Annotated in this window: 26 protein-coding genes; 7 read left to right on the top strand and 19 right to left on the bottom strand. The window is 64.0% G+C overall.

From position 1 onward, the window contains the following. Positions 1–31 precede the first annotated feature (31 nt). Positions 32–574: a gamma carbonic anhydrase family protein gene (locus ACP7DE_RS16555; RefSeq protein WP_426073116.1), complete on the top strand. Its 543-nt coding sequence runs from the start codon at positions 32–34 to the stop codon at positions 572–574. Here the strand turns inward: ACP7DE_RS16555 and ACP7DE_RS16550 are convergent. From ACP7DE_RS16550 to ACP7DE_RS16520, 7 genes are all read right to left on the bottom strand, one after another. Beyond that, positions 547–1,488: an acyl-CoA desaturase gene (locus tag ACP7DE_RS16550; protein WP_426073115.1), complete on the bottom strand. Its 942-nt coding sequence runs from the start codon at positions 1,486–1,488 to the stop codon at positions 547–549. The genes ACP7DE_RS16555 and ACP7DE_RS16550 overlap by 28 nt on opposite strands. Next, entirely contained in the window at positions 1,488–1,805 is a 318-nt protein-coding gene (locus tag ACP7DE_RS16545; protein WP_426073114.1) for a DUF3144 domain-containing protein, read from the bottom strand. The genes ACP7DE_RS16550 and ACP7DE_RS16545 overlap by 1 nt, the downstream gene beginning before the upstream one ends. 67 nt (positions 1,806–1,872) lie before the next feature. Further along, a complete protein-coding gene (locus ACP7DE_RS16540; protein WP_426073148.1) occupies positions 1,873–2,343 on the bottom strand; it encodes a gluconokinase in 471 nt (156 codons plus the stop codon). A 32-nt stretch (positions 2,344–2,375) separates the two neighbouring features. Further along, positions 2,376–2,879 carry an OmpA family protein gene (locus ACP7DE_RS16535; protein WP_426073113.1) on the bottom strand — a complete coding sequence of 168 codons (504 nt, stop codon included), beginning with the start codon at positions 2,877–2,879 and terminating at the stop codon, positions 2,376–2,378. Between the two features lie 17 nt (positions 2,880–2,896). Then, complete coding sequence (locus ACP7DE_RS16530; protein ID WP_426073112.1) at positions 2,897–4,156, bottom strand: diguanylate cyclase domain-containing protein; 1,260 nt, start codon at positions 4,154–4,156, stop codon at positions 2,897–2,899. Positions 4,157–4,164: 8 nt separating this feature from the next. Then, complete coding sequence (locus ACP7DE_RS16525; protein ID WP_426073111.1) at positions 4,165–4,743, bottom strand: YfiR family protein; 579 nt, start codon at positions 4,741–4,743, stop codon at positions 4,165–4,167. A gap of 194 nt (positions 4,744–4,937) precedes the next feature. Further along, positions 4,938–6,590, bottom strand: coding sequence for a Na+/H+ antiporter (locus ACP7DE_RS16520; protein ID WP_426073110.1), 1,653 nt, complete (start codon positions 6,588–6,590; stop codon positions 4,938–4,940). A gap of 206 nt (positions 6,591–6,796) precedes the next feature. Here ACP7DE_RS16520 and ACP7DE_RS16515 point away from each other — a divergent pair, with 206 nt between their 5' ends. The 4 genes from ACP7DE_RS16515 (at position 6,797) to ACP7DE_RS16500 (ending at position 11,778) form a co-directional block, all read left to right on the top strand. After that, positions 6,797–8,095: a cytochrome c gene (locus tag ACP7DE_RS16515; RefSeq protein WP_426073109.1), complete on the top strand. Its 1,299-nt coding sequence runs from the start codon at positions 6,797–6,799 to the stop codon at positions 8,093–8,095. A gap of 58 nt (positions 8,096–8,153) precedes the next feature. Beyond that, complete coding sequence (locus ACP7DE_RS16510) at positions 8,154–8,621, top strand: (2Fe-2S)-binding protein (RefSeq protein ID WP_426073108.1); 468 nt, start codon at positions 8,154–8,156, stop codon at positions 8,619–8,621. Continuing rightward, a complete protein-coding gene (locus ACP7DE_RS16505; RefSeq protein ID WP_426073107.1) occupies positions 8,614–10,935 on the top strand; it encodes a molybdopterin cofactor-binding domain-containing protein in 2,322 nt (773 codons plus the stop codon). The genes ACP7DE_RS16510 and ACP7DE_RS16505 overlap by 8 nt, the downstream gene beginning before the upstream one ends. A 177-nt stretch (positions 10,936–11,112) precedes the next feature. Continuing rightward, the gene (locus tag ACP7DE_RS16500) at positions 11,113–11,778 is read left to right on the top strand and encodes a dienelactone hydrolase family protein (RefSeq protein WP_426073106.1); all 666 of its coding nucleotides are present in this window, start codon (positions 11,113–11,115) and stop codon (positions 11,776–11,778) included. An 18-nt stretch (positions 11,779–11,796) separates the two neighbouring features. Here ACP7DE_RS16500 and fghA read toward each other — a convergent pair whose 3' ends face one another. The 4 genes from fghA to ACP7DE_RS16480 form a co-directional block, all read right to left on the bottom strand. After that, positions 11,797–12,666, bottom strand: coding sequence for an S-formylglutathione hydrolase (fghA, locus tag ACP7DE_RS16495; protein WP_426073105.1), 870 nt, complete (start codon positions 12,664–12,666; stop codon positions 11,797–11,799). Between the two features lie 56 nt (positions 12,667–12,722). Continuing rightward, positions 12,723–13,586, bottom strand: coding sequence for an NAD-dependent protein deacetylase (locus ACP7DE_RS16490; RefSeq protein WP_426073104.1), 864 nt, complete (start codon positions 13,584–13,586; stop codon positions 12,723–12,725). Positions 13,587–13,633: 47 nt separating this feature from the next. Continuing rightward, on the bottom strand, positions 13,634–14,305 hold the full coding sequence (gene lepB, locus ACP7DE_RS16485) for a signal peptidase I (protein WP_426073103.1): 672 nt from the start codon (positions 14,303–14,305) through the stop codon (positions 13,634–13,636). 159 nt (positions 14,306–14,464) lie between these two features. Next, a complete protein-coding gene (locus ACP7DE_RS16480; protein ID WP_426073102.1) occupies positions 14,465–16,039 on the bottom strand; it encodes an oleate hydratase in 1,575 nt (524 codons plus the stop codon). A 254-nt stretch (positions 16,040–16,293) separates the two neighbouring features. Between ACP7DE_RS16480 and ACP7DE_RS16475 the strand changes: the two genes are divergently transcribed. Beyond that, positions 16,294–16,686: a VOC family protein gene (locus tag ACP7DE_RS16475; protein ID WP_426073101.1), complete on the top strand. Its 393-nt coding sequence runs from the start codon at positions 16,294–16,296 to the stop codon at positions 16,684–16,686. Positions 16,687–16,699: 13 nt separating this feature from the next. Here ACP7DE_RS16475 and ACP7DE_RS16470 read toward each other — a convergent pair whose 3' ends face one another. Further along, the gene (locus ACP7DE_RS16470) at positions 16,700–17,284 is read right to left on the bottom strand and encodes a DinB family protein (protein WP_426073100.1); all 585 of its coding nucleotides are present in this window, start codon (positions 17,282–17,284) and stop codon (positions 16,700–16,702) included. A gap of 161 nt (positions 17,285–17,445) precedes the next feature. On the opposite strand from ACP7DE_RS16470, the gene ACP7DE_RS16465 reads away from it, so the two are divergent. Then, positions 17,446–18,444, top strand: a complete 999-nt coding sequence (locus tag ACP7DE_RS16465; protein WP_426073099.1) for an HDOD domain-containing protein — start codon at positions 17,446–17,448, stop codon at positions 18,442–18,444. Positions 18,445–18,483: 39 nt separating this feature from the next. On the opposite strand, the gene ACP7DE_RS16460 is transcribed toward ACP7DE_RS16465, so the two are convergent. The 7 genes from ACP7DE_RS16460 to ACP7DE_RS16430 all read right to left on the bottom strand — a co-directional run bounded on the left by ACP7DE_RS16460 (position 18,484) and on the right by ACP7DE_RS16430 (position 25,760). Next, positions 18,484–19,185: an ABC transporter ATP-binding protein gene (locus ACP7DE_RS16460; RefSeq protein WP_426073147.1), complete on the bottom strand. Its 702-nt coding sequence runs from the start codon at positions 19,183–19,185 to the stop codon at positions 18,484–18,486. A gap of 4 nt (positions 19,186–19,189) precedes the next feature. Next, positions 19,190–19,903: an ABC transporter ATP-binding protein gene (locus ACP7DE_RS16455; RefSeq protein WP_426073098.1), complete on the bottom strand. Its 714-nt coding sequence runs from the start codon at positions 19,901–19,903 to the stop codon at positions 19,190–19,192. After that, the gene (locus tag ACP7DE_RS16450) at positions 19,896–20,864 is read right to left on the bottom strand and encodes a branched-chain amino acid ABC transporter permease (RefSeq protein WP_426073097.1); all 969 of its coding nucleotides are present in this window, start codon (positions 20,862–20,864) and stop codon (positions 19,896–19,898) included. Before ACP7DE_RS16450 ends, ACP7DE_RS16455 begins: the two co-directional genes overlap by 8 nt. Continuing rightward, complete coding sequence (locus tag ACP7DE_RS16445; RefSeq protein WP_426073096.1) at positions 20,861–21,733, bottom strand: branched-chain amino acid ABC transporter permease; 873 nt, start codon at positions 21,731–21,733, stop codon at positions 20,861–20,863. The genes ACP7DE_RS16450 and ACP7DE_RS16445 overlap by 4 nt, the downstream gene beginning before the upstream one ends. A gap of 94 nt (positions 21,734–21,827) precedes the next feature. Next, on the bottom strand, positions 21,828–22,994 hold the full coding sequence (locus ACP7DE_RS16440; protein ID WP_426073095.1) for an ABC transporter substrate-binding protein: 1,167 nt from the start codon (positions 22,992–22,994) through the stop codon (positions 21,828–21,830). A 61-nt stretch (positions 22,995–23,055) separates the two neighbouring features. Continuing rightward, positions 23,056–24,594: a class I adenylate-forming enzyme family protein gene (locus tag ACP7DE_RS16435; RefSeq protein ID WP_426073094.1), complete on the bottom strand. Its 1,539-nt coding sequence runs from the start codon at positions 24,592–24,594 to the stop codon at positions 23,056–23,058. 11 nt (positions 24,595–24,605) lie between these two features. Next, positions 24,606–25,760 carry an acyl-CoA dehydrogenase family protein gene (locus ACP7DE_RS16430; protein WP_426073093.1) on the bottom strand — a complete coding sequence of 385 codons (1,155 nt, stop codon included), beginning with the start codon at positions 25,758–25,760 and terminating at the stop codon, positions 24,606–24,608. Positions 25,761–25,792: the final 32 nt, after the last annotated feature.

Raw genomic sequence — 25,792 nt, 5'->3', positions numbered from 1 at the left:
ACGTTTACTATTAATGAAAAGCGAGAAAGCGATGCCTGTCAGTTCCTACCTGAATACCCGTCCCGTCGTGGGCGAGCGCGTCTACCTGCATGACACGGCGCAAGTGATCGGCGATGTGCAGATCGGCGACGACTGTTCCATCTGGTGCAACAGCGTGCTGCGCGGCGACGTCAACCGCATCGTCATCGGCGAGGGCAGTAATATCCAGGATTTTTCCATGGGGCATGTGTCGCACAGGAATGCGGCCAAGCCCGACGGTTCACCCTTGACCATCGGCAAGTACGTGACCATCGGCCATTCCGTGATCTTGCACGGCTGCACCATCGGCGACGAATGTCTGATCGGCATGGGCAGCATCGTTATGGATGACGTGGTGGTGGAAAAACACGTGATGCTGGGCGCTGGCAGCCTGGTGTCGCCGGGCAAGGTACTGGAAAGCGGGCATTTGTATGTGGGCCGGCCCGCCGCCAAGGTGCGCGCGTTAACCGAAGCGGAGATCGCCTACCTGCGCTATTCGGCTGAACACTATGTGCGCGTCAAGAACAATTACCTGGCGGCTGAGGACGAGGCCTGATCGCCAGCGCGCTCGAGGCGGCGCAGTTCCGGCCGCGGCGCCAAGTCGTGCGGCAGGCGCAGGCCGGACACCAGGCCCAGGCGCTGCCACAGCAGTAGCACCCACCAGCCCGGGTCCCACTCGCCCGGCAGCAAGCCCAGCCTGGCTGAACCCGGATACGCGTGATGGTTGTTGTGCCAGCATTCGCCCATGGTCAGCAGCGAGACCAGGCGGATATTTCTCCCTTGCATGGCGGCGCCATGGACCTCAAAGTGCATTTGCCCATGGTTGTGGGCAAAGTAGCCGATCAGCCAATGGCCGAGCACGCCGGCGCTGACACGCGCGCAGACACCCCAGCAGACAAAGCCCCAGCCGCCCCAGGCGAAGAACAGCAGCGCCCACGGCAGTTGCTGCAGCATCCACGTGGCTTCCAGAAAGCGATAAAAGCGGTCGTGCGCGAGGCGCGGCTCGATGGCGATGTGCGGCGGATGGTCGAGGTCCAGACGGCAATGTAATTGCCACCAAGCATCGCGCCAGAAACGGGCGCCGTGGCGCAGATAGGGGTGGCAGTCGGGCAGGCGCTGGGCATAGTCGCGCAGTTCGTGTTGACGCAGCAGGCCCAGCGGGCCGCTGAGGCCCACCAGCACGCCCAGGTAGACCAGCAGGTATTCCAGCCACAGGGGGCAGCGATAGCTATCGTGGATCAGTTTGCGATGGCTGCCCAGCGAGTGGCCGAACAGCAGGACGATGGCCGTGCCGGTCACAAACAGCAGCAGGCCGCTCCAGCTGAAGGCGAGCAGGGCGCCGGCAAGGGCGCCGGCCAGCATGGCCATCAGCCACAGCGAGGTCAGCGGCGCAAAGCGCACTGCGCCGTTCAGCACGCTGTCGGCGTGCGTGGCGCGGGCACGGTGGCTGTCCAGGCCGGCCGCCGTCATCAGGTCTTGGGGGCCGACGACGGTTGCGTGTACTTGTCGAAGTTGGTGATGTAGTCGTTGAAGTTGTCGGTCAGCATGCGCTTGTACTGTTCCGTGAAGAAGGCCACGGCGCCTTCCTTCTCTTCCTGCATCTTGGCCACGTCGTTGCTCTTGCTGGCAACGAGGAAGGCGTTGAAGCGGGCGGCCGCGTACAGCAGCGAGGTGGCCACTTCATTGCCGCCGCTGTGCATGCATTGTTCATTGGCCAGGGCGATGACCTGGTCGGCGCGTTCCCAGAATTCCGGGCCCGGTGCTGCTTTGATGGTTGGTGTGGTCATAAAAATCCCTCATGAAAGTGCGCGCCAGTCTACACAGGGGGCCACAGGCTGTCCAGCCGCGCGCCTGTCAAGGCGCTTGCAGGATCTGTTCGACCAGCACGGTCAGCGGCTGGCGGATATCGAGCACGATGCCTGCCTCGTCCGCTTGCAGGGGCTGCAGGGTGGCCAGTTGGCTATCGAGCAGGCTGGAGGGCATGAAATGGCCGGGCCGCTGCATGCGGCGCTCCAGCACGGCGCGCGGACCGTCCAGGTGGGCAAAGCGCAGGCCCGGGTCGCCTTCGCGCAGCAGGTCGCGGTAAGTGCGTTTCAGGGCCGAACAGGAAACCACGAGGCCACGACCCTTCGCGCGGGCCGTGGCGATGTGTTCGCGCAGGGCGGCCAGCCAACCGGACCGGTCGGCATCGTCGAGCGCGATGCCGGCGGCCATCTTGGCCACGTTTTCCGGGGTATGCACGTCGTCGCCTTCCACGTAGGGCACGCCCAGCGCGCCGGCCAGCAGGCTGCCGACGGCGCTCTTGCCGCAGCCGGACACGCCCATCACGACCCAGCGCACGACGGGCACGCCCACGCTCAAGGTGCCGAAACGATGACGGTGACGCGGCGGTTTTCCGCCTTGCCTGTCTTGCTGGCGTTCGAGGCCACCGGTTTGCTCATGCCCAGGCCCTTGACGGCGATGTTGTCGCGTGGAATGCCCGATGCACTCATGGCGTCGGCCACCACGTTGGCGCGCGCCAGCGACAGCTTGTTGTTATACGCTTCCGTGCCTTCGTTATCCGTATGGCCTTCCACGCGCATGTGGGTGATGCCCACTTTCAGCAGGGCGGCGCTGATTTTCTGGATCGCGGTGCGGCTCGGTGGCGTCAGCTTGGCGGCGTCGAATTCGAACAGCAGCTTGTCGGTAAAGCTCAGTTCCCAGCCTTCGTCGGTCTGGTTGAAACCCTGTTCCTTCAAGGTGGCGACTTGCTCGGCGTTGAAAATGGGCTTAGTCTCTGGCGTGCTCTGGCAGGCGGCCAGCAGGCCCAGCATGCACAGACCGAGGAAGCCGAGGCGTAATTGTTTGTAGATAAATTGCATGGTGTTGCTCCTTGGGGTCAGGGGTGAGTGTGGGGTTGCGGCAGGCGCGCCACCTGGCGCGTGCCGCGCTGCGCCTGCTTGGCGCGGTACATGGCTTGGTCCGCCGCGCCGACCAGCGAGGCGGCGTCGATGGCGTGATCGGGGAAGACGGCCACGCCGATGGTCAGTGAGCTGACGATGCTGTTGCCGGTAGGCAGTTCAATGGCTTGCGCCATGGCGGCGATGATGTTGTCGGCAATGTGCATGGCATCGCTGCTGTTGCGCAGCGGCTTGAGCAGGATGGCAAATTCGTCGCCGCCCAGGCGGGCCACCAGGTCGCCCTCGCGCAATTGCTGCTTGATGCGCGCGGCAATCGTCACCAGCACGCGGTCGCCCGAGGCATGACCGAAGGTGTCGTTGATGTATTTGAAACGGTCGCTGTCGAGGAACAGCACGGCCACTTTGCCATTGCCGACCCGCGCTTCGAGGATGGCGCGTTCCAGCTCCGCTTCCATGAAGGCGCGGTTCGACAGGCCCGTCAGGCTGTCGTGGTTGGCGCGGTGCGACAGCGAGGCATGTTCCTTTTGCAGATGACTTTGCCACGCTTCCAGTTCGTCGAGCAGGGCGTTGAAGTCGTCATTGATCTGGTTCAGTTCGGCGATGTTGGCCGGTGGCACGCGCAGTTCAAAGGACCGGTCGCGCCGCACGCGGTGCGCCGTTTCCGCCAGGTGGCGCAGGGGTGACGTGATCTCCGTTTCCATGCGCCGCGACAGGCGCACGGCGACGACCAGGCTGAGCACCAGGCAAGCCAGCAGGCAGGAGAGGCCGCTCAGCAGGAAAGGCAGCAGGCTGCGGCTGTGCGGCACCAGCGTGATGCTGCCGATGGCCTGGTCATTGCGCATGATGGGGAAGGTCAGGGAATCGGGCAGCATCCAGCCTGTCAGCGCGCGTTCGATGTAGTAGCGCGTGCCGTGCTGGCCCCGTTCCCAGCGGGCCAGCACTTTGCCGGCCTTGTTGCTCACTTGTGCCTGGTCAATATCTTCATTGACGCCGATCAGGGCCAGTGCTTCCCTGGCGGCCATGGAGTCACCAAAGACGACGGCGCCTTCCACCGTGTAGCTCATCGAGCGGGCCACCAGGCGCAGGTTCTGGTCCGAATACACGCGCAGGGCCAGTAGCGCCACGGCTGTCAGGGTCAGGCCGGCCGCCAGCACGGCGATCAACGACACGCTCAGGTGGGCGCGCCGCAGCACGCTGTCGAGTGTGGGGCGGGGCTTGCGGGCAAGCTTATTGCTCATGCGGGCGCTCATGGCGGCGGTGCCTTGCGACGTGCAATTTGCAAGGCGTTCGGATGGACGCGCAGGCCGCTGCGGGCGATGGCGTCGAGGTTGACGTCAAAACCGATCTGCGCCTCGGAGAGGCGCAGGCAGAACATGGTGCCCACGGTGCAGGACGTGCCGGGTTCGGCGACTGATAAAATCGGCTTGCCGATGATTTGCGCCAGCAGATGCTCGCGTTCGCCCTCCGGCAGGCTGCCCAGGTAGACGACGTCGCATTCGCTGACAGCGGCTGGCGCCGCCGGAATTTTCACGCGGATGCGCTGGCCCAGGCTGGAGGCGGGCGTGTCGACAATGGCTGCGCCATAGCGGGGCGCACCGAGCATGCAGACGCGTACTTCCTGGCGCACCACGGGCCAGCGCACATAACTGATGATGCCAAACAGGACCTGGGCCACCTCCGCGGGACGCCTGGCGTCGGCCACCGCGCCCGTTTGCGCCCACGCCGCGCACGGCGCCAGCACGCTGCAGGCGAGCAGCGAGGCCAGCAGCACAGCGAGCAGGGCAGGCGGCGCGAAGCGCTGCCGGTGGCGATGGGAGGAGGGCACGGCGTCGTGTGTCTTTATGCAGGTCGGGTGGCTATTCAAATAGTTACTCAGCAACATAGACTCTACGGAAGTCCCTGTTGAAAGTAAATCACGGCGCTACGTCATAACCTTGCATTATAAACACGAACGTTAAAACTTGCATTCTTTACCATGAGAATTTCTTATCAACACTGCCGTGGCGTGCCAGAGTGTTGCTATTCTTCCAGTGTCGCTTCCAGCAAATCGATTTCGCGCAGCAGGCGCAAGTGGATCGTGTCATCGAGTTCGCCCGAGATGCGGCGGCGGAACAGTTCGTCCCGTTCCGCATTCAGCGCTTCCAGGCGCAGCGCCCGTTCGGCCTTGGCCAGTTCCTGCAGCCGCATCGCCTCGTCATTGCTGCTTTCGCCATACGCGAGACGGCGCCGGTAGGCTTCGATCAGGCGGTTGGCCGCCTCGGTGACGACTTGCTGCTGATCATTCTTGTCGATGCCTTCGCAGACTTTTTCCAGCCGCGCGATGGCCGCTTCGGCAGCAGCAGCGCGGGCATTGCGTTCTTCCGTCGAGCGGCGCGCGGGCGGCGCGAACACCAGGCCCTTGGTCAACAGAGGCAGGGTGACGCTGGCCAGCAGCAGCGACAGCAGGATGACGCCCATGGCCAGGAAGATGACGAGGTCGCGCGCGGGGAAACGATTTCCGTCAGGCAAGAACAAGGGCAGGGTCAAAATGCCGGCCAGCGTCAGCGCGCCGCGCACGCCCGCAAACGAGGCCACCAGCAGCAGACGCAGGCTGGGGCGCGCCAGCAGCGCCGCATCCTTCGATTCGCCCGGCAGTTTCTTGTGGTGCTTGAACAGGGTCAGTTTCATGGAAATGAAGACCCAGATGAAGCGCATGAAGGTCAGCCCCACTGTGATGGCGATGACAAACAGGGGCAGTTTCCAGGCGCTGCCGGCGCCCACTTCCATGGACGCGGCGGGCAAGCCGGCCACGGTGGTGGGCAGTTGTGCGCCCAGCATGACGAAGATCACGCCGTTCAAGACCAGTTGCACGGTATCCCACACAGCCTTGCGCTGGGTCCGCGTGGCGGCCAGAGGACGGCCGATCAGGTCGGCGTAATGCATGGACACGCCCGCCGTGGCGGCGGCCAGGATGCCCGAGCCGTGGATTTGCTCGGCGCCCAGGTAGGCGGCAAACGGAATCAGGATACTGATCAGGATTTGCAGGCCCGGTTCTTCGCCAACCTTGCTCACCAGCCATTTATTTGCCAGGCCCACGCCCCAGGAGATGGCCAGACCGATGACGATGCCGCCGCCCGCTTCCCGCAGGAAACTCAGCGAGGCGGCGCCGATGGAAAAGCCCCCCGTCATCATGGCGCCCACGGCAAACGTGAAGCAGACCAGGCCCGAAGCGTCGTTCAGCAGGGACTCGCCTTCGAGGATATGCATCAGGCGCGGCGGGATGGGGTTGCCGGCCGCGATGGCCGACACGGCCACGGGGTCGGTCGGCGAGAGGATGGCGCCCAGCGCGAAGGCCACGGCCAGCGGCACGCTGGGGATCAGCCAGTCGATGAAGAAACCCATGCCCAGCACGGTAAACAGCACCAGGCCGATGGCCAGCATCAGGATCGAGCGCGCATCGGAAAAGAAGGCGCCCTTGGGAATGCGCCAGCCGTCGAGAAACAGCAGCGGCGGAATGAAGAGCATGAAGAAAATGTCGGGATCGAGCGGCACTTGCACGCCAAACAGGGCCAATCCCGTGCCGCCGGCGATCTGGATCAGGGGTAGCGGCAGCTTGACCCAGCGTGAGCGGGCGATGAAGCCGCACAGGACGACGCTCAGGACGAGGATGAGGATGATGGTAACGGTATGCATGAAGGAGCGGCGGCGTGCTGAAACGCTGATTATAAGGCGCAGCCCGCCCGTGGCGTTGCCTGCGTGTCATTGCGTACATACAACAAGTCACAATCGCGGTAAGATTGTTACTGTGCTTCTGTTGTCGCCGCCGTTAGCCGGCGGCTGGCCGCCTTGCTTTATTTCTTTGCTTTCACCCTGGCCTTTACTTTTCACTGGTTCCTGTTTTGTTCAAGAAAATCTTCACCGGCTTGCTGCTGTCGCTGGCATTGCTCATCGTGGCGGCCCTGGTCGCGTATCTGTATTACTGGCGCCCCGCGCTGGCGCCCATCGAGCCGCCTGCCGCCACGGCGTTTTCCCCGCAAGTGGTGGAGAAGGGCCGCATTTTGGCCGGCATGGGCAATTGCGCCGCCTGCCATACGGCCAGGGGCGGTGCCGATTACGCGGGCGGCCATGGCCTAGCCACGCCGTTCGGCACGATTTACGCGACGAATATCACGCCCGACAGGCAAACAGGCATAGGCCGCTGGTCGCTGGCCGCCTTCCAGCGGGCCATGCGTGAAGGCGTGGGCCGCGATGGCGCCCACCTGTATCCCGTCTTTCCGTACACCCACTTCAACCTAGTCTCGGACGCTGACTTGACAGCCTTGTACGCGTATTTCATGACGCGCCCGCCCGTGTATGCGGTGGCGCCTGTCAATAGCGTGCCTTTCCCCCTGAACCTGCGCTCCTTGCAGGCGGGCTGGAAGCTGTTGTTTTTCAAGCCGGCAAGCGTTCAGCTGGATGCCGCGCAAGGGCTGGACTGGAACCGGGGTCGCTACCTGGCCGAAGGCCTGGCACATTGCGCCGCCTGCCACACGCCGCGCAATGCGCTGGGCGCCGAGCTTGCCGGTTCGCCCTATCTGGGCGCGGCCATCGATCGCTGGTACGCGCCAGCCTTGACCAGCGCCAACACGGCACCGCTGCCGTGGACGCAGGATGAACTGTATACCTTCCTGCGCACGGGGGCGACGGCCTTGCACGGCGTGGCGGCCGGGCCCATGTCGGCCGTCGTGCACGAAGGCATGGCCGCGTCGCCCGATAGCGATATCCGCGCGCTGTCCGTGTATTTTGCCGGCGTGGCCGGTGTGGCCGGGCGCAAGGTGGATGCGGATGCAGTGATCAAAACCGGCATCGCCCGTTCGCAGCGCGTCAGCCTGGTCGACAACGACCATGGCGCCAGCCTGTACGTGGCCGCCTGCGCGTCGTGCCACTCGAACAGCGATGGCCGGCCCGTGGCCCTGCGTCCGGAACTGAGCCTGAACAGCGCCGTCAGCGCGCCCGATCCCGCCAACCTGATCCAGGTGATACTGCATGGCTTGTCCAAGGATGAGGCCATGCCCGGCGTGCTGATGCCAGGCTTTGCCGCCTCGCTGACGGATAACGACGTGGCCCAGCTGGCGGCCTATCTGCGTCGCAGCCGCAGCCACCAGCCGGCCTGGACGAATCTGGAAGCGGTAGTGGTACGCACGCGCGCCGGCAAGTAATGCTTGAAAGTTCTAATGCTTGAAAGTTTCTTATGTGTAACGCTCATGTATAACACTTATGTATAACATTATTGTGAACGGTCAGCCCTTCGGCACCGAGGTCGATGCCGAGACACCTCTGCTGTGGGTGCTGCGCGACGAAGCCCAGCTGAAAGGCACGAAGTTTGGCTGCGGCATCGGCATGTGCGGCGCCTGCACCGTGCATGTGGATGGCCGCGCCATGCGCTCGTGCATCACGCCGATTGCCGCCGTCACCGGTTGCGCCATTACCACCATCGAAGGCCTCTCGCCCGATGGCACGCATCCCCTGCAGCGGGCCTGGGTCGCCACGCAGGCGCCTCAGTGCGGCTATTGCCAGTCGGGCCAGATCATGCAGGCGGCCACCTTGCTGCGCGACTATCCGCAGCCGACGGATGCGAATATCGATGCCGTGATGAGCGGCAACCTGTGTCGCTGCATGGCGTATGTGCGCATCCGCAAGGCGATCAAGCTGGCGGCCGGCATGCAGGAGGCGCCCGGTGTTTAAGTTGCCGAAAGAAAATTCTGCTGCCCGTCCCCCTACACTGGGGCGGCGCGGTTTCCTGATCGCCGCCGCCGGCACGGGTTTTACCCTGGCTTTCTTGCGCGCCGACAGCTCCTTGGCCGCCGGCAAGGTGGCGCCCGCGCCGCCCGCCAAGTCTGCCGCTGCGCCCGTGTTCGATCCCAGCATCTGGTTTCAGATCGGCCGCGACGGCATCGTCACGGTCAACATTGCCAAGGCGGAAATGGGCCAGCACATCGGCACGGCCCTGGCGCGCATCGTTGCCGAGGAGCTGGAAGCGGACTGGCGCAAGGTACGCTTGCATTACGTGGACACGGACCCGCAATGGGGCTTGATGGTGACGGGCGGCAGCTGGTCCGTCTGGCAAAATTTCGATCCGCTCAGCCGCGCCGGCGCAGCTGGCCGCCTTGCGCTGGTCGAGGAGGGCGCACGCCTGCTGCGCGTGCCCGTGTCCGCCTGCCACGCCAGACTGGGCGTCGTGCATGGCCGGGGGCGGTCGATCAGCTATGGCGAAATCGTGCGCCGTGGCAAGCTGGCGCGCCAGTACACGCCGGAGCAATTGAAGGCCATCGTGCTGAAGACGCCGCAGCAGCGCAGCCTGATCGGCCAGCAGGTGCAGGCGCTCGACATCCCCGCGAAAATCAATGGCACGGCCGTGTACGGCATCGATGCGCACGTCGATGGCATGCTGTATGCGCGCCCGAAGATCCCGCCCACGCGCTACGGTTCAAAAGTCGTGTCCATCGATGATACGGCGGCGAAAAAGGTGCAGGGGTACTTGCGCTCGGTCGCCTTGCAGGATCCCAGCGGCACGGTGCCCGGCTGGGTCATGGTGGTGGCCGAGACGTATGCGGCCGCCATGCGCGCGGCCGACCTGGTGCAAGTGAAATGGCGGGCCGGTGCGGCTGCCCACGTGGCGGAGCAGGATATCGTCAGCTATGCGGGCAAGCAGCTGGCCGATGCCAGCCTGGGCGCCCGTGTGGTCGATGATGATGGCGTAGAGCAAGCTTTCAAGGATGCCAGCCTGCAGCTGGAACGCCACTACACGACCAGCACCGTGCTGCATTTCCAGCTGGAACCGGTGAATGCGCTGGCGCAGGAAATCGACGGCGTCTGGCACATTCATGCGGGCAATCAATGGCAATCGTTGATCTTGCCCGTGCTGGCGCAGGCGTTGAAGGTGCCGGAGAACAAGGTCATGCTGCATACCTATCTGCTCGGTGGCGGCTTCGGCCGGCGCCTGAATGGCGATTATTGCGTGCCGGCCGCGCTGGCGGCGCAAGCCGTGGGGCGGCCCGTCAAGATGATTTGCACGCGGCCCGACGATGCCCGTTTCGATTCGCCACGTTCGCCGTCCGTGCAACATGTGCGCATGGCGTTCGACGACGAAGGCAAGGTCTCGGCGATGGTGCACGAAGCCAGCGCGGGCTGGCCCACGCAAGTCATGATTCCCGCCTTCCTCGCCAAGGATAAGCAGGGCCATCCGTATGACCCGTTCGCCATCGCCGGCGCCGATCACTGGTACACGGTGGGCGCGCAGCGCGTGCGGGCCGTGTCGAACGACCTGGCCAACAGCAGTTTTCGCCCCGGCTGGCTGCGCTCGGTGGGGCCGGGCTGGACGAATTGGGCCGTGGAAAGTTTCATGGACGAGGCGGCGCAGGCTGCCAAGGTCGATCCGCTGGCTTTTCGTTTGGCGCTGCTGCAGGGCATGGGGCGCAACGCGGGCAGCGCGCCGAACGCCGTCGGCGGCGCCGCGCGCCTGGCCCACGTGCTGCGGCGGGTGGCGGACAAGGCCGGCTGGGGCACGGCCATGCCGCCCGACACGGGCCTGGGCATCGCCGCCACGTTCGGCCAGGAGCGCGACATGCCCACCTGGACGGCCTGCATCGCCCGCGTCAAGGTAGACCGCAGCACTTGCATGGTGAAAGTCGAAAAGCTGTTCATGGTGATCGACGCGGGCAGCATCGTCGATCCCGATGGCGCGCTGGCGCAGGCGGAAGGGGGCGCCCTGTGGGGCGTGAGCATGGCCTTGCATGAAGGCACGGCTTTCCTGAATGGCGAAGTGAAGGATACCAACCTGAATACCTACACACCGCTGCGCATGGCCGACGTGCCCGAGCTCGATATAGAATTTGTTGCCAGCACGCAAACGGCGACGGGCATGGGCGAGCCGCCCACCACGGCCGTGGCGCCCGCCATCGGCAACGCTATCTTTGCCGCCGTGGCCTCGCGCGTGCGGCATTTGCCGATCCGCCCGGAAGCCGTGCTGAAGGGGCTGGACCGGCACGGCGCCGTGTAGTCTTGCCTTGCTGGTGGCGATGCGCGAACGGCTGCGCAGGAATGGCCGCGGGCTGCTACACTGAGCTTAGCCGCCCTGAGCATGCAGCTTGTGCCCGGCCCGGCAAGATCAGCGTAAAATCAGTGCACTGCTTGACTTCAGCTTTAGCTTGATCCCAGCTCGATTGCGGAGGCAACCATGCAAGAACAATTTGTCAGCATCACGGCCGATGAAATTCAGATGGATGGCGTGCTTGAAATGCCCGAGCGACCGGTGGGCATCGTCCTGTTTGCCCATGGCGCGGGCGCCGACAGCGACTATCTGGGCGCCTCCAGCCATGCCACCTCGCAGGATTTTCTGCGAGCGGGCATCGCCACCCTGCGTTTCGACCAGGGCGGTGTCGAGCCTGGCGGTGGCAGCAATGGCCATGCCTATTTCGTGCGCAGCGATATCGTGCTGCTGGCGCGTCAGCTGGAAAAGGCCCTGGGCTGGCTGCAAATGGATGCTTCCACGCGGCGCTTGCCCTGCGGCCTGTATGGTTATGGCACCAGCGCGGCGGTGGTGATGCAATTGGCGGCTTGGCGCAGCGCAGAAATCGCCGCGCTGGCCGTCTGCGATGGTCAGGTGGAAATGGCGGGCAAGGCGGCGCTGGAAAACGTGCGCGTGCCATCCTTGCTGATCGTAGGCGGGCGCGACCCCGATGTGGCTGGCCTGAACCGCATGGCCTTCGCCACCTTGCGCTGCGACAAGCAACTGGAACAGATCGCCGCGCCTGGCGGCCCCGACACGCGGCACCAGGCGGCCCTGCTGGCCACGGACTGGTATATGCGCCATTTCAACGGGCATACCAGCACGGCGCAATAGCGCAATCAGGCAAGGGCGTCAGGCAATGGCGCGCAAGTTTTTCGCATGGAAGCGCACATGCTCTTCCATGAAGCTGGCGATGAAGTAATAGCCATGGTCATAACCGGCATGGCGGCGCAAGCGCAATGGCTGGCCGGCGTCGCGGCACGCCGCTTCGAACACCTCGGGGTGCAGTTGCTCGGGCAGGAATTTGTCGGCCAGGCCCTGGTCGATCAAGATGCCTTCGGGAAATAGTGCCGGCTGGCCCTGCAGGCCACGCATCAGCGCGCTGGCGTCGTACTGCTGCCAGCTGGCTTCATCGCTGCCCAGGTAGCCCGTAAACGCTTTCTTGCCCCACGGACACTGGCTAGGTGCGGCAATGGGAGCAAAGGCGGAGACGCAGCGGAACAGTTCAGGGTTGCGCAAGGCCAGCACCAGCGCGCCATGGCCGCCCATCGAGTGGCCGAAAACCCCCGTGCGTTGCGCATCGATCACCAGTTCCTGTTCCAGCAGGGCGCGTAGTTCCAGGATGTAGCTGTACATGCGGTAATGGCTGCGCCAGGGCGCCTCGGTGGCATCCACGTAAAAGCCGGCGCCGGCGCCGAAATCCCAGGCATCCGTCTCACCCGCGATGTTGGCGCCACGGGGGCTGGTATCGGGCGCGATCAGAATCAAGCCTTCTTCGGCCGCCACGCGCTGCGCGCCGCCCTTGATCATGAATGTTTCTTCCGTGCACGTCAGGCCCGCCAGGTAAAACAGGGCGGGGCGTTTGGTGGTGACCACGCTGCCTGGCGCCGTGTCCGGAATGAAGGCCGAGAAACGCATAGGCAAGCCGATGGCGTGCGCGTCGTGGCGATAAAAGCGTTGTACGCCACCAAAACAGGCGTGTTCACTCAACAGTTCCAGCATGAATTCTCCTTGTCAATTCCACAGTATAGCGAGAGTGGCGCACCGCTGACGCGGGGTCAGCCCAGCATGGCCGCTAATGCTGGCAAGATGTCCTGTGCCGGCGTATCGGTCTTGAATGCCAGCAAATGGTCGGCGCGCGTCTTGCCCAGGTTGATGGCGGCCACGGGCTTGCCGGTCTCGGCCGCCATGCGGCACAGGCGAAAGCTGGAATACACCATGACGGACGAGCCCACCACCAGCAGGGCACTGGCGGCGTGCATCTTGCTTTCGGCCTCGGCCGCGCAGGCGGCGGGCACGCCATCGCCGAAAAACACCACGGCGGGCTGCAGGGTGCCGCCGCAGCGGGGACAGACGGGCAGGTGGAAGCTGGTCAGCTGCGACGGTTCCAGCAAGGCGTCGCCATCGGGTGCCGGCGTGGCCGTGGCGCCCAGCATCTGCGGATTGTCGCGTTCAAGCTGATCCTGGATCAAGCGGCGCGTATGGCGAGCCTGGCAATCGAGACACACCACGCCATGTATGCTGCCGTGCAACTCCGTGACGCTCGCGCTGCCTGCCTGCTGATGCAGGCCATCGACGTTTTGCGTGACCAAGCCGCCGATCTGCTGGCGTTGCGCCAAATGCGCGATGGCCAGGTGACCGGGATTCGGCGTGGCGCGCGCGAGGCTGGGCCAGCCCACCATGCTGCGCGCCCAATAGCGGCGGCGCACGGCTTCCTGGCGGCGAAAATCGGGGCCTTGCACGGGCGCGTTGCCACGCCGCACGCCGTCCGCGTCGCGGTAAGCGGGAATGCCGGACGCCGTGCTGATGCCGGCGCCCGTCAGCAGCAGCACGTCGGGATGGCGCTGCAGGAACTGCGCCAGCTGCTCCAGGGCGGGATCGTCGCTGGCGCTCTGCTGGCTGGCGGAGGGAAAGTTTTGCATGATGCGCCATGCTAACCGAAAAGCACGGCGCCGTTGCAAGGGGATGTTTACTCCAGCTTCATGCCGAAACGCTGCAGTCGCGGCTGCCAATGCTCCTGGATGTTGGCCGAGACGAGGATGCGCTCGGCCTTGCCGATCAACAATGCGCGTGGCACGAAGCCGAAATAGCGCGAGTCGGCGCTGTTGTCGCGGTTATCGCCCAGCATCATGAAGTGATCGGCCGGTACCGTCACGGGGGCAAAGCTGCGCGCTGCGCCCGCGATTTGCGGCAAAACCTGGATGCGGTGCTGTTCGGTCGCGTTGCGTTCGCTGATGCGCTGCGCCGTCAGCTGGCCCACGTGGGCGATGGTTTCAGGCGCTGTATCGAGCGCCGTGTACCGGGCGGGCTGGCCATTGATGACCAGCTCTTCATTGCGCATTTCCACCTTGTCGCCGGGCAGGGCGATGATGCGCTTGATCAATCGCGTGCCATCTTTCGGCGAAGAAAAGGTGACGATGTCACCCCGCTGCGGGTCGCCCAGGCGCTGCAGCACGATATCGGTGAGCGGCACTTTGAGGTTGAAGGCGAGGCGGTTGACGAAGACCACGTCGCCTTCGAGCAAGTTGGGGCGCATGGACGCCGAGGGTATCGGATTCCAGTCTGCCACAGCCGTGCGGAATACGCCGAACAGCAAGAGAAACATCAAAAAACCTTTGTTGGCGCGCATCCATGTTTTCATGTTGGCTCTTTCGCTGGGCCGTGCCCGTGAGTGTGAAGGGAGGCGCCAGTGTTGCTGGCGCCCGATCACGATGCACGGCGAGGCTGAAGCCAGTCTTAAATCAGGTGCCTGCACGAGCGGCAGCGCGGCCTTTGTTGCGTGCAAGCGTCAGCAACGAGGCTATTTGAAGGCCTTGATGATGGCATCCAGCTTGACCTTGAGCGACTTGTCGTGCGCGTGGATGGCCGGCACTGCACGCTGCACGCCGAGCAACTGATAGACGGCCGTCTGCGCTGCGCGCACCGAGTATTCCACGGTGAAAACGACATCGTCGGCAAGCTCCACGAACTGGCTGACGAAGGCCAGGTTGACGGAGTTGGCCGGCACGGGCAGGGGGCGGTCGCTCTTCGCGCGGGGCATGAACATACTGGTGATGTAGGGCATGCGGCAGGGAATGCAGTTGGCCGTGGCCATGATGTCGAGGTCGAAGTTCAGGTGGCCGCACAGCTCGCGCAGGATCTCTTCGCCGCTGCATTCGGACATGGGCTTGGCGACGAAGTTGCCGATGCGGTCGGGGTGCAGCGCATAGCCCCAGAATACTTGCACGCCCTGGGGTTGGTCGGCGAAATGGGGCTGGTGCGCCAGCACGATGGACATGAACCAGTTGCTGTCCTTGAAGGTGACGAGGCCGCCCGTGCCTGCGCTGTTGCCCGTGAATTGCTCCATCCTGTCGAAGAAGGCGCTGTCCTTCAAGGTGACCGTGTACGAGGCCCAGTAGGATTCGGGGATGCTGCTGTTGAAGGCGGCTGGACGGCCCAGCTCCGGGCGGCCCTCGGCCAGCTTTTCCCACAGGCGCCAGCCCTGGCTGTCGTTTTTCGTGCGCTTGGCCGGCGCGCTGTGCAGGCTGCCATAGCTGGCCGCATCCGTCATCGAAGCATTCTGGAAAAACACCAGGTCGCCGGCCGCCACGGGGATCACGTCGGCCAGGCCGCGCCGCTGGCAGTGCAGGGCGGTGGCGCTCAGGCGGCCTTCGGATTCTTGCACCTCGATATCGGTCACCGTGCACTCCATGATGATGTTCACGCCTTCCTCCTGCAGCCACGCGACCAGCGGGCGCACCAGCGAATCGTACTGGTTGTAGACGGTGCGCTTGACGCCCGCCAGGGTTTCGATGCGCGAAAACTCCATCATGAAACGGTGCAGGTAGCGCTTGAATTCGACGGCGCTATGCCAGGGCTGGAAGGCAAACGTGGTGGCCCACATATACCAGAACTTGGTGTCGAAGAATTCGGGCGAGAGCCAGTCCGTGATGGCGCTGCTGCCCAGCGTGTCTTCGTCCGCTTCCGTCAGCTTCAGCAGTTCCAGCCTGTCCTGCATGGAAAAGCCCATGCTGCTGACATCGACCTTGAAGCGGTTGCGGTCGACAAGGCGCGCGCGCGAGTGGGGAATGTGCTGTGCGTTGAAGGCGATGGTTTCATCGTAGACGCTCTGGCCCGCATGTTCGAGCGAAGGGATGCTCTTGAATAAGTCCCAGGTGCACTCGTAATTATCGGTGGTCAGCATGCGCCCGCCGCGCAAGGTGTAGCCATCCTCGGCATTGCCGCCGCCATCGAGGCTGCCCCCGGTCACGGGCGCTGCTTCGAAGATGGTGATGTTGCTGCCTTGCATGCCGCCGTCGCGTATCATGAAGGCGGCTGCGGCCAGCGAGCCGATACCGCCGCCGACCAGATAGGCTTTTTTGTCTGTATTGCGCATGTTTTTCCCGAGTGTGAGTGCCTTCGCGTGCGCGAAAGGCCGGCAAGCGGCACGGCCGATGCCGTGTCATATTTGCCTATTTTACAATGCCCGGGGAGGAGTGGCCGATAAATAGAGCGATCGTTCGGTTTTTGTCAGCTGCCAAACCGCCCCGAGGCGGTCACGGTCTGGCATGGGATCGTGTCGAAAGCGATGTGCCACTATAATCAGCTGGCGCATTTCGCCGCACATGCTTGAATTCATGAAGGAGCAGCATGCTGTCCCATATTTGCCTCGGCACCAACGACTTTCCCCGCGCCTACGCTTTCTACACGACCCTGATGGGAGAACTCGATTTGATCGAGAAATTTCATGATCCGGCCCAACCCTGGGCGGGCTGGATGGCAAAGGATGCACCGCGCCCCCTGTTCCTGCTGACGGCGCCGCATGACGGCTTGCCGGCGACTCCCGGCAATGGGCAGATGACGGCCTGGCTGGCGGCCAGCCGCGCGCAGGTGGACCGCTGCCACCAGGCCGTGCTGGCGCTGGGCGCTGTGTGTGAAGGGCCGCCCGGCTTGCGTCCCCATTACCACGCCCATTACTATGGCGCCTATTTCCGCGACCTCGACGGCAACAAACTGTGCGTCTGCTGCCACGCCGAGGAATAACTCGGAGAATGACTTAGCGCTGTCCCCATACGTCATCTTCCGTCCAGCCCAGTTCCAGAAAATCCTGTGCCCGCTCGCCCGCTTCGCCGGCACAATAGAACTCGTCGAGCTGGGGCGGCGCGATGCGCGTGCCGGCCAGCATGGCGTGCACTTGCCCCCGGTGATGGATCTGGTGCTGGAACAAATGCGCCAGCAGGCGCAGGCGCGTGTCGACTTGCGGCGTGTCGCGCAGGATCGTCACGGGGCGCGTCAGGTCCGCATCGCACAGGCTGCGGCAATGGGCGATCAGGCGCAGGTCCGAGGCGCGCTGCGCCGCGTGCAGCGGGGCGCAGTCGGTAAATGGTTCATCCTGTTCAAAAAAGACGTAGCAATCTGGATGGGGCGCTTCGCCGCGCAGCTCGCGTTCGAGCGCGTCGAGATAAAACCAGTCGCAGGTGAGGATGTGGTTCAGGGTGAACTGGATGGTGGGGAAGAAACTGACGCGCGTGGCCTGGAACTCGGCCTGGGTCAGCTGCCCGCAAGCCTTCAGCAAACGGTGGTTGGCCCAGGCGTTGTTATACGCCTGGCCGGTGACGTAACGGGCCAGCAGATTGTTCATGATGTACCTTGCAAGGCAGGGAAAGCTGTGAGAGCGCCACTGTAGCACTTTGCGGCAGGTGGACCAAGCTGGCCATGCCCGCCGCACCAGTACTGCTGTCATCAAGTAAAATCGTGCAGCGGATGTCGCGATAGTGATGCATATAAGGTTTGGATAGCAAAATGGGTTGGATAGGAAAATTACTGAACGGCGGCGACGAAAAAAACAAGGCTGCGCCAGTCACGGCAGCGGCAGCGCCCGAGATGACACGGCAGCCAGCCAGCATCGCCGAAATCGATGCCATCTACTACCGCTGGCTGGCGGCCGCCGGTTCGGCGCAGGCTACCGAGCAGGCCGAACAGCAGATTCTGGACGAATTGACGCGCCTGGCCCGCGAACCGATCGCTGGCGCCGCGCTGGTGCCGCGCATTCCGGCCATCATTCCGCAGTTGATGCGAACCTTGCAAAATGAAAATATGAGCGCGGCCGAGCTGTCGCGCCAACTGGCCCAGGACGTCTTGCTGGTCGCCGAGGTCTACCGCGAAGCGAACCGGCCCTGCTACCATTCGCGCTACAACGCCAGCCCGTCGATCAACAACATGGAAGGCGCCGTCATGCTGCTCGGGCAAAACGGCATGCGCATGCTGCTCGCCCGCGTCGCCTTCCGCCCCATCGTCAGCATGCAAAGCGGCGGGCTGACCGTGCGCACGGCGCCGCTGATCTGGCGCCAGTCCGAGAAATGCGCGCTGGCGGCCAACCTGGTCGCGCCGGCAATGCAGGCCAACGCCTTCGATGCCTATCTCGCGGGATTGATGGCCAATGTCGGTCTGGTGGTGGCGTTCCGGCTGATCGACCAGATGCATGCGCCCGATGCGTTTCCGCAATCGGACGCCTTCATTGCACAGGTGTTTGCGCAAGCGCGTATCTTGTCGGTACGGATCGCCGAATTATGGGAGTTTCCCGCGTCCGTGACCCGCGCGATCGAGCATGCCGGCGTCGATACCCACGCCGATGCCGATGCCGATCCGCAGGCGCAAGCGCTGGCGCTGGGCGAGCGCTTGAGCAAGCTGCGCATGCTGGTCGATACCGGCCGCTTTCCTGCCGACGATCCTTTCGTGACGGCAGGACTCGGCAAGAGTGCCCTGCTGGCGTTTGATAAACTGGCCGACGACGAGGATTGACGGCGGCAGGCCGGTCAAACCTCGCGCAGAGCAAATTGTTCAGCGCGCAAAATAGAGTTCGTGCAGGTGCTCGAGGTCGACATCAATGGCCGCCTGCGACAGCGCCACTTTGCCGCTTTGCATCAGGTAGACGTGATCGGCCACGCCCACGGCGCGCGCCGTGTTTTGTTCGACCAGGATGATGGTGCGCCGGCCGTCGTTCAGGCGCGCGAGGATCTCGAACAGCTCGTTGACCACCATTGGCGCCAGACCCAGCGAAGGCTCGTCGACGATCAGCAGCGACGGGTCGGACATCAAGCCGCGCGCCATCGCCAGCATCTGCGCCTCGCCGCCAGACAGCGATCCGGCCAGTTGCTTGCGCCGTTCGTGCAGGCGCGGGAACATGGCGTAGGCTTCGGCCAGGCGCTTCGGCATGTGGCTGCGGTGCTCTTTCGGGAAGGCGCCCATGATCAGGTTTTCTTCCACGCTCATGTCGCGAAACGTCATGCGTCCTTCGGGGATCATGGTGACCCTCGCGTCGCTCATCTTCCAGGTGGGCGTGCCATTGATGCCCACGCCATCGAGCGCGATGCTGCCCGCGCCCACGGGCAGCAAGCCCATGATGGCGCGCAGCAGGGTCGTCTTGCCGGCCCCGTTCGGGCCGATGATGGTGGTCAGCTTGCCCTTCTGGATGGACAGCGACACATCCCACAGCACATTGATGGCGCCATAGCCGGCGCGCAGTTTACTTATTTCAAGCATCGTTTCAGGCATGAACGGCTCCCGTATAGCTCTCGATGACGGCCGCATCGCGGAAGACGGCGTCCGGCGTGCCGTCTGCGATCAGCTGGCCAAAATTGAGCACGGCCACGCGCTGGCACAGATTGCTGATGGTCTCGATGTCGTGCTCGATCATGACGATGCCCACGCCGAAGGCAGCATGCAAGTCCTTCAGCATGCCCATGAAACGGCGCTTGCCGTTTGTTTCCAGGCCAGCCAGCACTTCATCGAGCAGCAGCAGCTTCGGATTGATGGCCAGCGCCTTGGCCACTTCCAGCGCTTTCAGTTCCGTCAGCGCCAGTTCGCTGGCCGCGTCGCGCCCGGCCTTGTCCGCCAAGCTCGTGAAATCGAGGATTTCATCGATCTTGCGCATGTCCACCTTGCCGGTGCCGAAGCGCTGCGCCACGATGAGGTTTTCGCGCACCGTCAACTCATGCATGGGCTGCGGAATCTGGAAGGTGCGTCCCAATCCCAGGCGGGCGCGCTGGTACATGGGCGTGGCCATGATGGCGCGCCCCTCGAAGCGGATGCGGCCACTGGTGGGGCGCACCAGGCCGGAAATCGCATTAAACAGCGTAGTCTTGCCGGCGCCATTTGCGCCCACCAGGCCGAGCACGTCGTGGCTGCCCACGTGCAGGGTGACGGAATCGACGGCCATCAGGCCGCCGAAGCGCACGCAGACATTATCGAGTTCAAGCATGTTGTTTCTCCTTCGCTTTGCCCTTGACCAGTTTGTGCAGCAGCGGCAGCAAGCCGCTCGGACTGAAGACGATCATCGCCACCAGCAGCACGCCCAGCACCAGTTGGTGGCCCGTGGGAATCAGCGACTTGAAGATCAGCTGGTCCACCAGGTAGACCACCACGGCGCCCAGCACGGGGCCGAGTATCGTGCGATAGCCGCCGAAGATGGCCGCCACGATGGGCAAGGTCACCCACAGGCTGTTGAAGGCGTAGTCCGGTTCCAGGAAGTTGATGTAGTGGGCGTTGAAGGCGCCGAACAGGCCCGCCATGAAGGCCGACACGAGCAGCATCGCGCCTTTCAGCAAGGTGCTGTTGACGCCGACGACGCGCGTGGCGTCTTCGCTGTCGTGCATGGCGCGCAGGGCGATGCCGTAATGGCTGGCGCGGATGCGGCTGTAGGCGAAGGCGCAGCATACCACCAGGGTCAGCACCACCAGGTAGGCGCCCGTCTTGTTGGCCAGGTCGAAGCCGAAGACGGTGGGCAAGGCGGGAATATTATTGATGCCGCCGGCGCCGCCCGTGACGGCACTCCATTCCGTGGCCAGGATGCGGAAGATGTGGGCATAGGCGAGGATGGCCAGCGCAAAATATGGCCCGCGCAGGCGCAGCACGGGCAGCATGATGACAGCGGCGATGGCCGCCCCCGCTCCGCCCAGCAGCATGGCGGCAAACACGGGCAAGCCCAGTTTCACGGTAGTGAGGGCGGAGACATACGCGCCCACGCCAAAGAACGCCGCATGGCCGAAGCTGACCATGCCGCCCAAATTACCGAGCAGGGCCCAGGACATGGCCACGCCGCCGATGACCAGGGCCGCCACGACCATGCTCATCACATACTGGTTGCCGCCCAGGGCCAGCGGCACGGCGATATAGGCGGCCGGCAGCAGGCCGGCCGTTGAAATCAGTGTGGAGCGCTTCATCCGCGCCTCCGTTGTGCGCCGAACAAGCCGTTTGGCATGATGAACAGCACCAGCAAGAACAGCAGCATGCCGGACAATTCCTGCAGCGCGGAGCTGGCCAGGGTGACGGTCAGCGCCTCGGCCACGCCCAGCAGCACGGCGGCGATCAGCACGCCGGGGATCGAGCCGATGCCGGCGAGGACCGTGATGATGAAGGCTTTCACCGTCAGCGCGCCACCGTAGGCAGGCTGGATCACGCCATAGCTGAACAGGGCCACACCGGCGAAGGCGGCCAGGATGCCGGCGACTAAAAAGGAGACCAGTTCCGTGCGGCCCGGGTCGATGCCCATCAGCTTGGCCGCGTCGCGGTTGCTGGAGACGGCGCGCACAGCGCGGCCATACCAGCTAGTGGCCAGCCAGCGCCACAGGGCCGCCATCAGCACCAGGCTGACGCCGAAGAAAATCACTTCGCTGCGCATGCTGAAGAAGGGGCCGATCTCGATGCCTTCCTGCAGCCAGCTCGACGAGGTCGAACGGATGTCAGCCTTCCATACCAGCAGGATGAAATTGGTGAGAATGACGCCGATGCCGTAGGTGAGGATCAGCGAATTGATTTCGCGGTCCTTCTTGATGCGGCTGACGATCAGGTACACGCCCACGGACGTCAGGCTGACGATCACCAGCGCGATGGGAATGGCGAACATGGGACCGAGTCCCAGGCCCGATTCGACGCTGTAGGCGATGTAAGCGGCCAGCAGTACCAGTTCGCCGTGCGCCAGGTTGATCACTTTCATGGTGCCGAAGACCAGCGCCAGTCCCAGTGCGATCAGGGCGTAGGAGCCGCCCTGCAGCAAGCCTGAATACAGGGCTTGCAAGATTAATTCTGTCATATCGTCATCCCGTCAGGCGGCCCAGGCGCATGCCTGGAGCGCCGTTCATCGGTGCGCGCCCGGGCGGGCGCGCGCGTGTGCAGGGGGCGGATGCTTACCAGGGCAGCGCCGGGTAGGCCAGCTTGCCCGTGGCTTGTTCCTTTGGCCAGACGATCACCACTTTCTTGTCCTGGTGCTGCGCCATGCGGTGCACGAAGTTCAGGTTGTCGCCATTGGCGGCGAACTGCACCCGGCCGATCAGGGTTTCGCGGTCCGTCTTGCGCATCTCCTCGGCCACGCCGCCTTTCTTGAGCGTGCCCTTGTCGGCCGCGCGCGCGATGGCTTCGAACAGCAGCATCGATTGCACGTAGCCGAACTGGCCCAGGTAGTCCGGTTCCTTCTTGTACAGCTGCTTGTAGGCGTCGCTGAATGCCTTGCCGTCGGCTGTCTTGAATTCGGTGGGGAAGGGCAGCAGGGCCGTGCCGAACACGTTCGGCATCAGGTCGGGGAAGTCGGCTGCCATTTTCGGCGTGGCCAGCGACCACACGCCCACCATGGCCTTGATTTTTGGTTTGAGCACGCGGGCGGCGCGGATGATGCCCACGTAATCGTTTTCGTAGCCGACCATGGCCACGACTTCGGATTTGTCCTGCAGCTTGATCTTGTTGATGATGGGCTTGAAATCCGTAATGGCCGGGTCGAACGAGTGCGTCGTCACTTTCACACCTTTGGCGGCCAGGGCTTTTTCCACGTCCTTGGCCAGACCCGTGGTGGCGTCCTTGGTCGAATACACGATGGAGACGGATTTGGCGCCCACGTCCTGCAGCAATCCCAGCATGGCTTTTTCGTAGCCGGCCGTGTTATTGATGCGGAAAAAATTCTTGCGCCCGCTGTTCACCAGGCTGTCGTCCACGCCGCCCGAGGTGATGTAGACGAGGCCCAGTTTATTTGCCGTGTCCGAGGCGGGCGAGATATTGTTCGAGCCATAGCCGCCCGTGATGGCCACCGCGCCCTGGCTGGCCAGCTTCTCCACTGCGGCAATCGCCTTGGCGGGTGCCGATTCGTCATCGACGGTGACGATCTTGATGGTGTGTTTGCCGTTGGTCTTGTTGAATACCTCGGCTGCCACCATGATGCCTTCCTGCATGCCGGCGCCGACCCTGGCCAGGTTGCCCGTCAGGGGGATTTCCGCGCCGACCAGGAATTCTTCGGCGCTGGCCTGCGTCATCCAGGCGCTGGCAACCAGCGCTGCCATGGCGATGCGTGTGTATGTGCGTTTCATCGTGTCTCCTCCGGTGATGTGACTTGGTTTTATTGTCGGGATCTGGTACAGCATGGTCAACTTATCGTGCATTCTGCGCCATCTGCCGCAGCTGCCCCTTTAAAATCTTGCCCGTCGCAGCGGCCGGCAGCGTTTCCATGACGATGATGGCCGACGGGCACTTGTAGGGCGACAGGGTCTGCGCCAGGTAGTCCTGCAATGCCTGCACTTTCACGGGGTGCTGCGGGTCCAGTTCCACATAGGCGATGACGTCCTCGTTGCCATCGTCCAGGGTGCGTCCCACCACGGCCGACTGCACCACGGAAGCATGGGCGTTGAGGGCCGTTTCCACTTCCAATGGATACACATTGAAGCCGGAGCGGATGATCAATTCCTTGGTGCGGCCCACGATGAACAGCGCGCCGTCCGGTTCCTGGCGCGCCATGTCGCCCGTGTTGAGCCAGCCGCCGTCGCGCATGGTGGCCGCCGTCATGGCCGGTTCACGGTAATAGCCGGCCATGACGTTCGGTCCGCGTATCCACAATTCTCCCGGCTCGCCCGGCTTCACGTCCTTACCCGCCACGTCTACCACGCGCACTTCCACGCCGGGAATCGGCATGCCCACCGAATCGTCGGGGCGCGGCGCTTCCAGGCGCGTCTGGCTGATGGTGGGCGCGCTTTCCGTCATGCCATAGCCATTGTGCAGCGTGGTGCCCAGCAGCTTTTCCACGTTCCGCTTGAGCGATGGTGCCAGCGGCGAGCCGCCCGCATACGCAAAGCGCAGCCGCGTGGGCAACGGCGTATCCGCGCCGCCCAGGGTTTGCAGCAGCTTGGCGTACATGGCGGGCACGCCCTGCACGATGGTCAATTCATCGTCTTTCAGCGCGGCCAGCAGGCCGTCGACGGAAAAACGCGGCACCAGGTACAGGGCGGCGCCCGCATACAGGGTGCCCAGGGCAACCGAGGCCAGACCGTACACATGCGAGATGGGCAGCACGCCGTAGGCGCGGTCGGTGCTGGTCAGGCCCCGTAATGTGCTGGAGACGGCGGCGATGAACAGCAGGTTGCGGTGCGTCAGCATCACGCCTTTTGACTGTCCCGTGGTGCCCGTGGTGTAGATCAGCGCGGCCACCTGTTCGTTGCCGGTGACCGTGTCTTCCGCGATGGCTGCCTCGTTTAACTCGCCCGCCAGCAGCTCTCCCATGCCGTCGACCGTGGCGCTGGCCGCGCCCAGACGTGCAGCATGCGCGGCCGCTTCCGGCGAGGCGCCTGCCAGGAACAGCAGCCGCCGCGCCGAGCAGTGGCCTGCGATGCTGTCGATCTCGCGCGCGGACAGGCGCGCATTGACGTTGACGATCCACGCGTCGATGCTGGCCGCTGCAAAGATCAGCGCCACCTGCAGCGCGCCGTTCTCTCCCACCACCATCAGGCGGTCGCCGGCGCGCACGTCCAGCTGGCGCAACAACTGCATTGCATTTTCTACACTGTGCTGCAGCTGGGCGTAGGTCCAGCTGCGGCCAGCTTCATGCAGCGCGGGCGCGTCGGGCGCGCGCGCCGCCCAGTAGGCGGGGATGGCCGACAGGCGAGCTGGCAGGCCGGCCAGCAAGGCTGGAATGTCCATCGCGGCCTCCTTCACTTTTGTGCTGCCTTGATCATGTTGCGGGCGATGACGATCTGCTGGATCTGCGTCGTGCCTTCGTAGATGCGGAACAGGCGCACGTCGCGGTAGAAGCGCTCGGCCGCGTATTCGCTGATGTAGCCGGCGCCGCCGTGGATCTGCACGGAGCGGTCGGCCACGCGGCCGCACATTTCGGAGGCGAACAGCTTGCAGCACGACGCTTCCGTCGAGATGTCTTCCTTGTTGTCGCGCCGGCGCGCGGCGTCGAGCACCATGCTGCGCGCCGCGTAAATCTCGGCCTTGCTGTCGGCCAGCATGGCCTGGATCAGCTGGAATTCGGCGATGGGCTGGCCGAACTGCTGGCGCTCCATCGCATACGCCAGGGCGTCGGCCAGCATGCGTTCGGCCGCGCCCACGCAGACGGCGGCGATGTGCAAGCGGCCCTTGTCGAGCACTTTCATGGCCGTCTTGAAACCCACGCCTTCCTTGCCGCCGATGATGTTCGCGGCCGGCACGCGGCAGTTTTCAAAGATGACGTCGCAGGTATGCGCGCCTTGCTGGCCCATCTTTTTATCGATTTTCCCCAGCGAGAGGCCCGGCGTGTCCCTTTCCACGATGAAGGCGGAGATGGCCGAGGCCCCCCGCTTGACGGGGTCCGTGCGCGCCATGACGGTAAAGATGCTGGCTTCGGGCGCGTTGGTGATATAGCGCTTGCTGCCGTTGAGGATATAAAAGTCGCCATCGCGCACGGCGCTCGTGCGCAGCGATGCCGCGTCTGACCCGGAACCGGCTTCCGTCAGGGCGAACGAACCGATGATCTCGCCGGCCGCCAGTTTCGGCAGGTAGTGCTGTTTCTGCGCCTCCGTGCCGTCGATAACAATGCCTTGCGAGCCGATGCCGTTGTTCGTGCCGATCAGCGAGCGGAAGGCGGGCGAAGTGCGGGCGATTTCAAACGCGACCCTGACTTCCTCTTCCATGCTCAGTTCCAGGCCGCCATAGGCTTCCGGGATGGACAGGCCGAACAGGCCCAGTTCGCGCATCTGCGCCACGATGGCGGGCGGGATCGTATCCGTTTCGGCCACCAGCGCCTCGTTCGGCACCAGCACTTCGCGCACGAAACGGGCGATGCTGTCGAGCAGGATGTTCAGGGTTTCTTCGTCGCGTATCATCGGGGTCCTCGGAGGCGATGTTAAGAGGGGGC

The organism is Janthinobacterium sp. DSP2-3-3 (genome assembly GCF_049897325.1).
In the GTDB taxonomy this organism is placed as follows: domain Bacteria; phylum Pseudomonadota; class Gammaproteobacteria; order Burkholderiales; family Burkholderiaceae_D; genus Janthinobacterium.
The sequence above is the reverse complement of the archived record's forward strand: the minus strand, read 5'-3'. Positions and strand labels throughout refer to the sequence as shown.

Excerpts from the sequence above, each read along its gene's own strand:
- ACP7DE_RS16555 (WP_426073116.1), top strand. The coding sequence starts at position 32 with ATGCCTGTCAGTTCCTACCTGAATACCCGTCCCGTCGTGGGCGAGCGC.
- ACP7DE_RS16550 (WP_426073115.1), bottom strand. The coding sequence starts at position 1,488 with ATGACGGCGGCCGGCCTGGACAGCCACCGTGCCCGCGCCACGCACGCC.
- ACP7DE_RS16545 (WP_426073114.1), bottom strand. The coding sequence starts at position 1,805 with ATGACCACACCAACCATCAAAGCAGCACCGGGCCCGGAATTCTGGGAA.
- ACP7DE_RS16540 (WP_426073148.1), bottom strand. The coding sequence starts at position 2,343 with ATGGGCGTGTCCGGCTGCGGCAAGAGCGCCGTCGGCAGCCTGCTGGCC.
- ACP7DE_RS16535 (WP_426073113.1), bottom strand. The coding sequence starts at position 2,879 with ATGCAATTTATCTACAAACAATTACGCCTCGGCTTCCTCGGTCTGTGC.
- ACP7DE_RS16530 (WP_426073112.1), bottom strand. The coding sequence starts at position 4,156 with ATGAGCAATAAGCTTGCCCGCAAGCCCCGCCCCACACTCGACAGCGTG.
- ACP7DE_RS16520 (WP_426073110.1), bottom strand. The coding sequence starts at position 6,590 with ATGCATACCGTTACCATCATCCTCATCCTCGTCCTGAGCGTCGTCCTG.
- ACP7DE_RS16510 (WP_426073108.1), top strand. The coding sequence starts at position 8,154 with ATGTATAACATTATTGTGAACGGTCAGCCCTTCGGCACCGAGGTCGAT.
- ACP7DE_RS16500 (WP_426073106.1), top strand. The coding sequence starts at position 11,113 with ATGCAAGAACAATTTGTCAGCATCACGGCCGATGAAATTCAGATGGAT.
- fghA (WP_426073105.1), bottom strand. The coding sequence starts at position 12,666 with ATGCTGGAACTGTTGAGTGAACACGCCTGTTTTGGTGGCGTACAACGC.
- ACP7DE_RS16490 (WP_426073104.1), bottom strand. The coding sequence starts at position 13,586 with ATGCAAAACTTTCCCTCCGCCAGCCAGCAGAGCGCCAGCGACGATCCC.
- lepB (WP_426073103.1), bottom strand. The coding sequence starts at position 14,305 with ATGAAAACATGGATGCGCGCCAACAAAGGTTTTTTGATGTTTCTCTTG.
- ACP7DE_RS16480 (WP_426073102.1), bottom strand. The coding sequence starts at position 16,039 with ATGCGCAATACAGACAAAAAAGCCTATCTGGTCGGCGGCGGTATCGGC.
- ACP7DE_RS16475 (WP_426073101.1), top strand. The coding sequence starts at position 16,294 with ATGCTGTCCCATATTTGCCTCGGCACCAACGACTTTCCCCGCGCCTAC.
- ACP7DE_RS16470 (WP_426073100.1), bottom strand. The coding sequence starts at position 17,284 with ATGAACAATCTGCTGGCCCGTTACGTCACCGGCCAGGCGTATAACAAC.
- ACP7DE_RS16465 (WP_426073099.1), top strand. The coding sequence starts at position 17,446 with ATGGGTTGGATAGGAAAATTACTGAACGGCGGCGACGAAAAAAACAAG.
- ACP7DE_RS16460 (WP_426073147.1), bottom strand. The coding sequence starts at position 19,185 with ATGCTTGAAATAAGTAAACTGCGCGCCGGCTATGGCGCCATCAATGTG.
- ACP7DE_RS16455 (WP_426073098.1), bottom strand. The coding sequence starts at position 19,903 with ATGCTTGAACTCGATAATGTCTGCGTGCGCTTCGGCGGCCTGATGGCC.
- ACP7DE_RS16450 (WP_426073097.1), bottom strand. The coding sequence starts at position 20,864 with ATGAAGCGCTCCACACTGATTTCAACGGCCGGCCTGCTGCCGGCCGCC.
- ACP7DE_RS16445 (WP_426073096.1), bottom strand. The coding sequence starts at position 21,733 with ATGACAGAATTAATCTTGCAAGCCCTGTATTCAGGCTTGCTGCAGGGC.
- ACP7DE_RS16440 (WP_426073095.1), bottom strand. The coding sequence starts at position 22,994 with ATGAAACGCACATACACACGCATCGCCATGGCAGCGCTGGTTGCCAGC.
- ACP7DE_RS16435 (WP_426073094.1), bottom strand. The coding sequence starts at position 24,594 with ATGGACATTCCAGCCTTGCTGGCCGGCCTGCCAGCTCGCCTGTCGGCC.
- ACP7DE_RS16430 (WP_426073093.1), bottom strand. The coding sequence starts at position 25,760 with ATGATACGCGACGAAGAAACCCTGAACATCCTGCTCGACAGCATCGCC.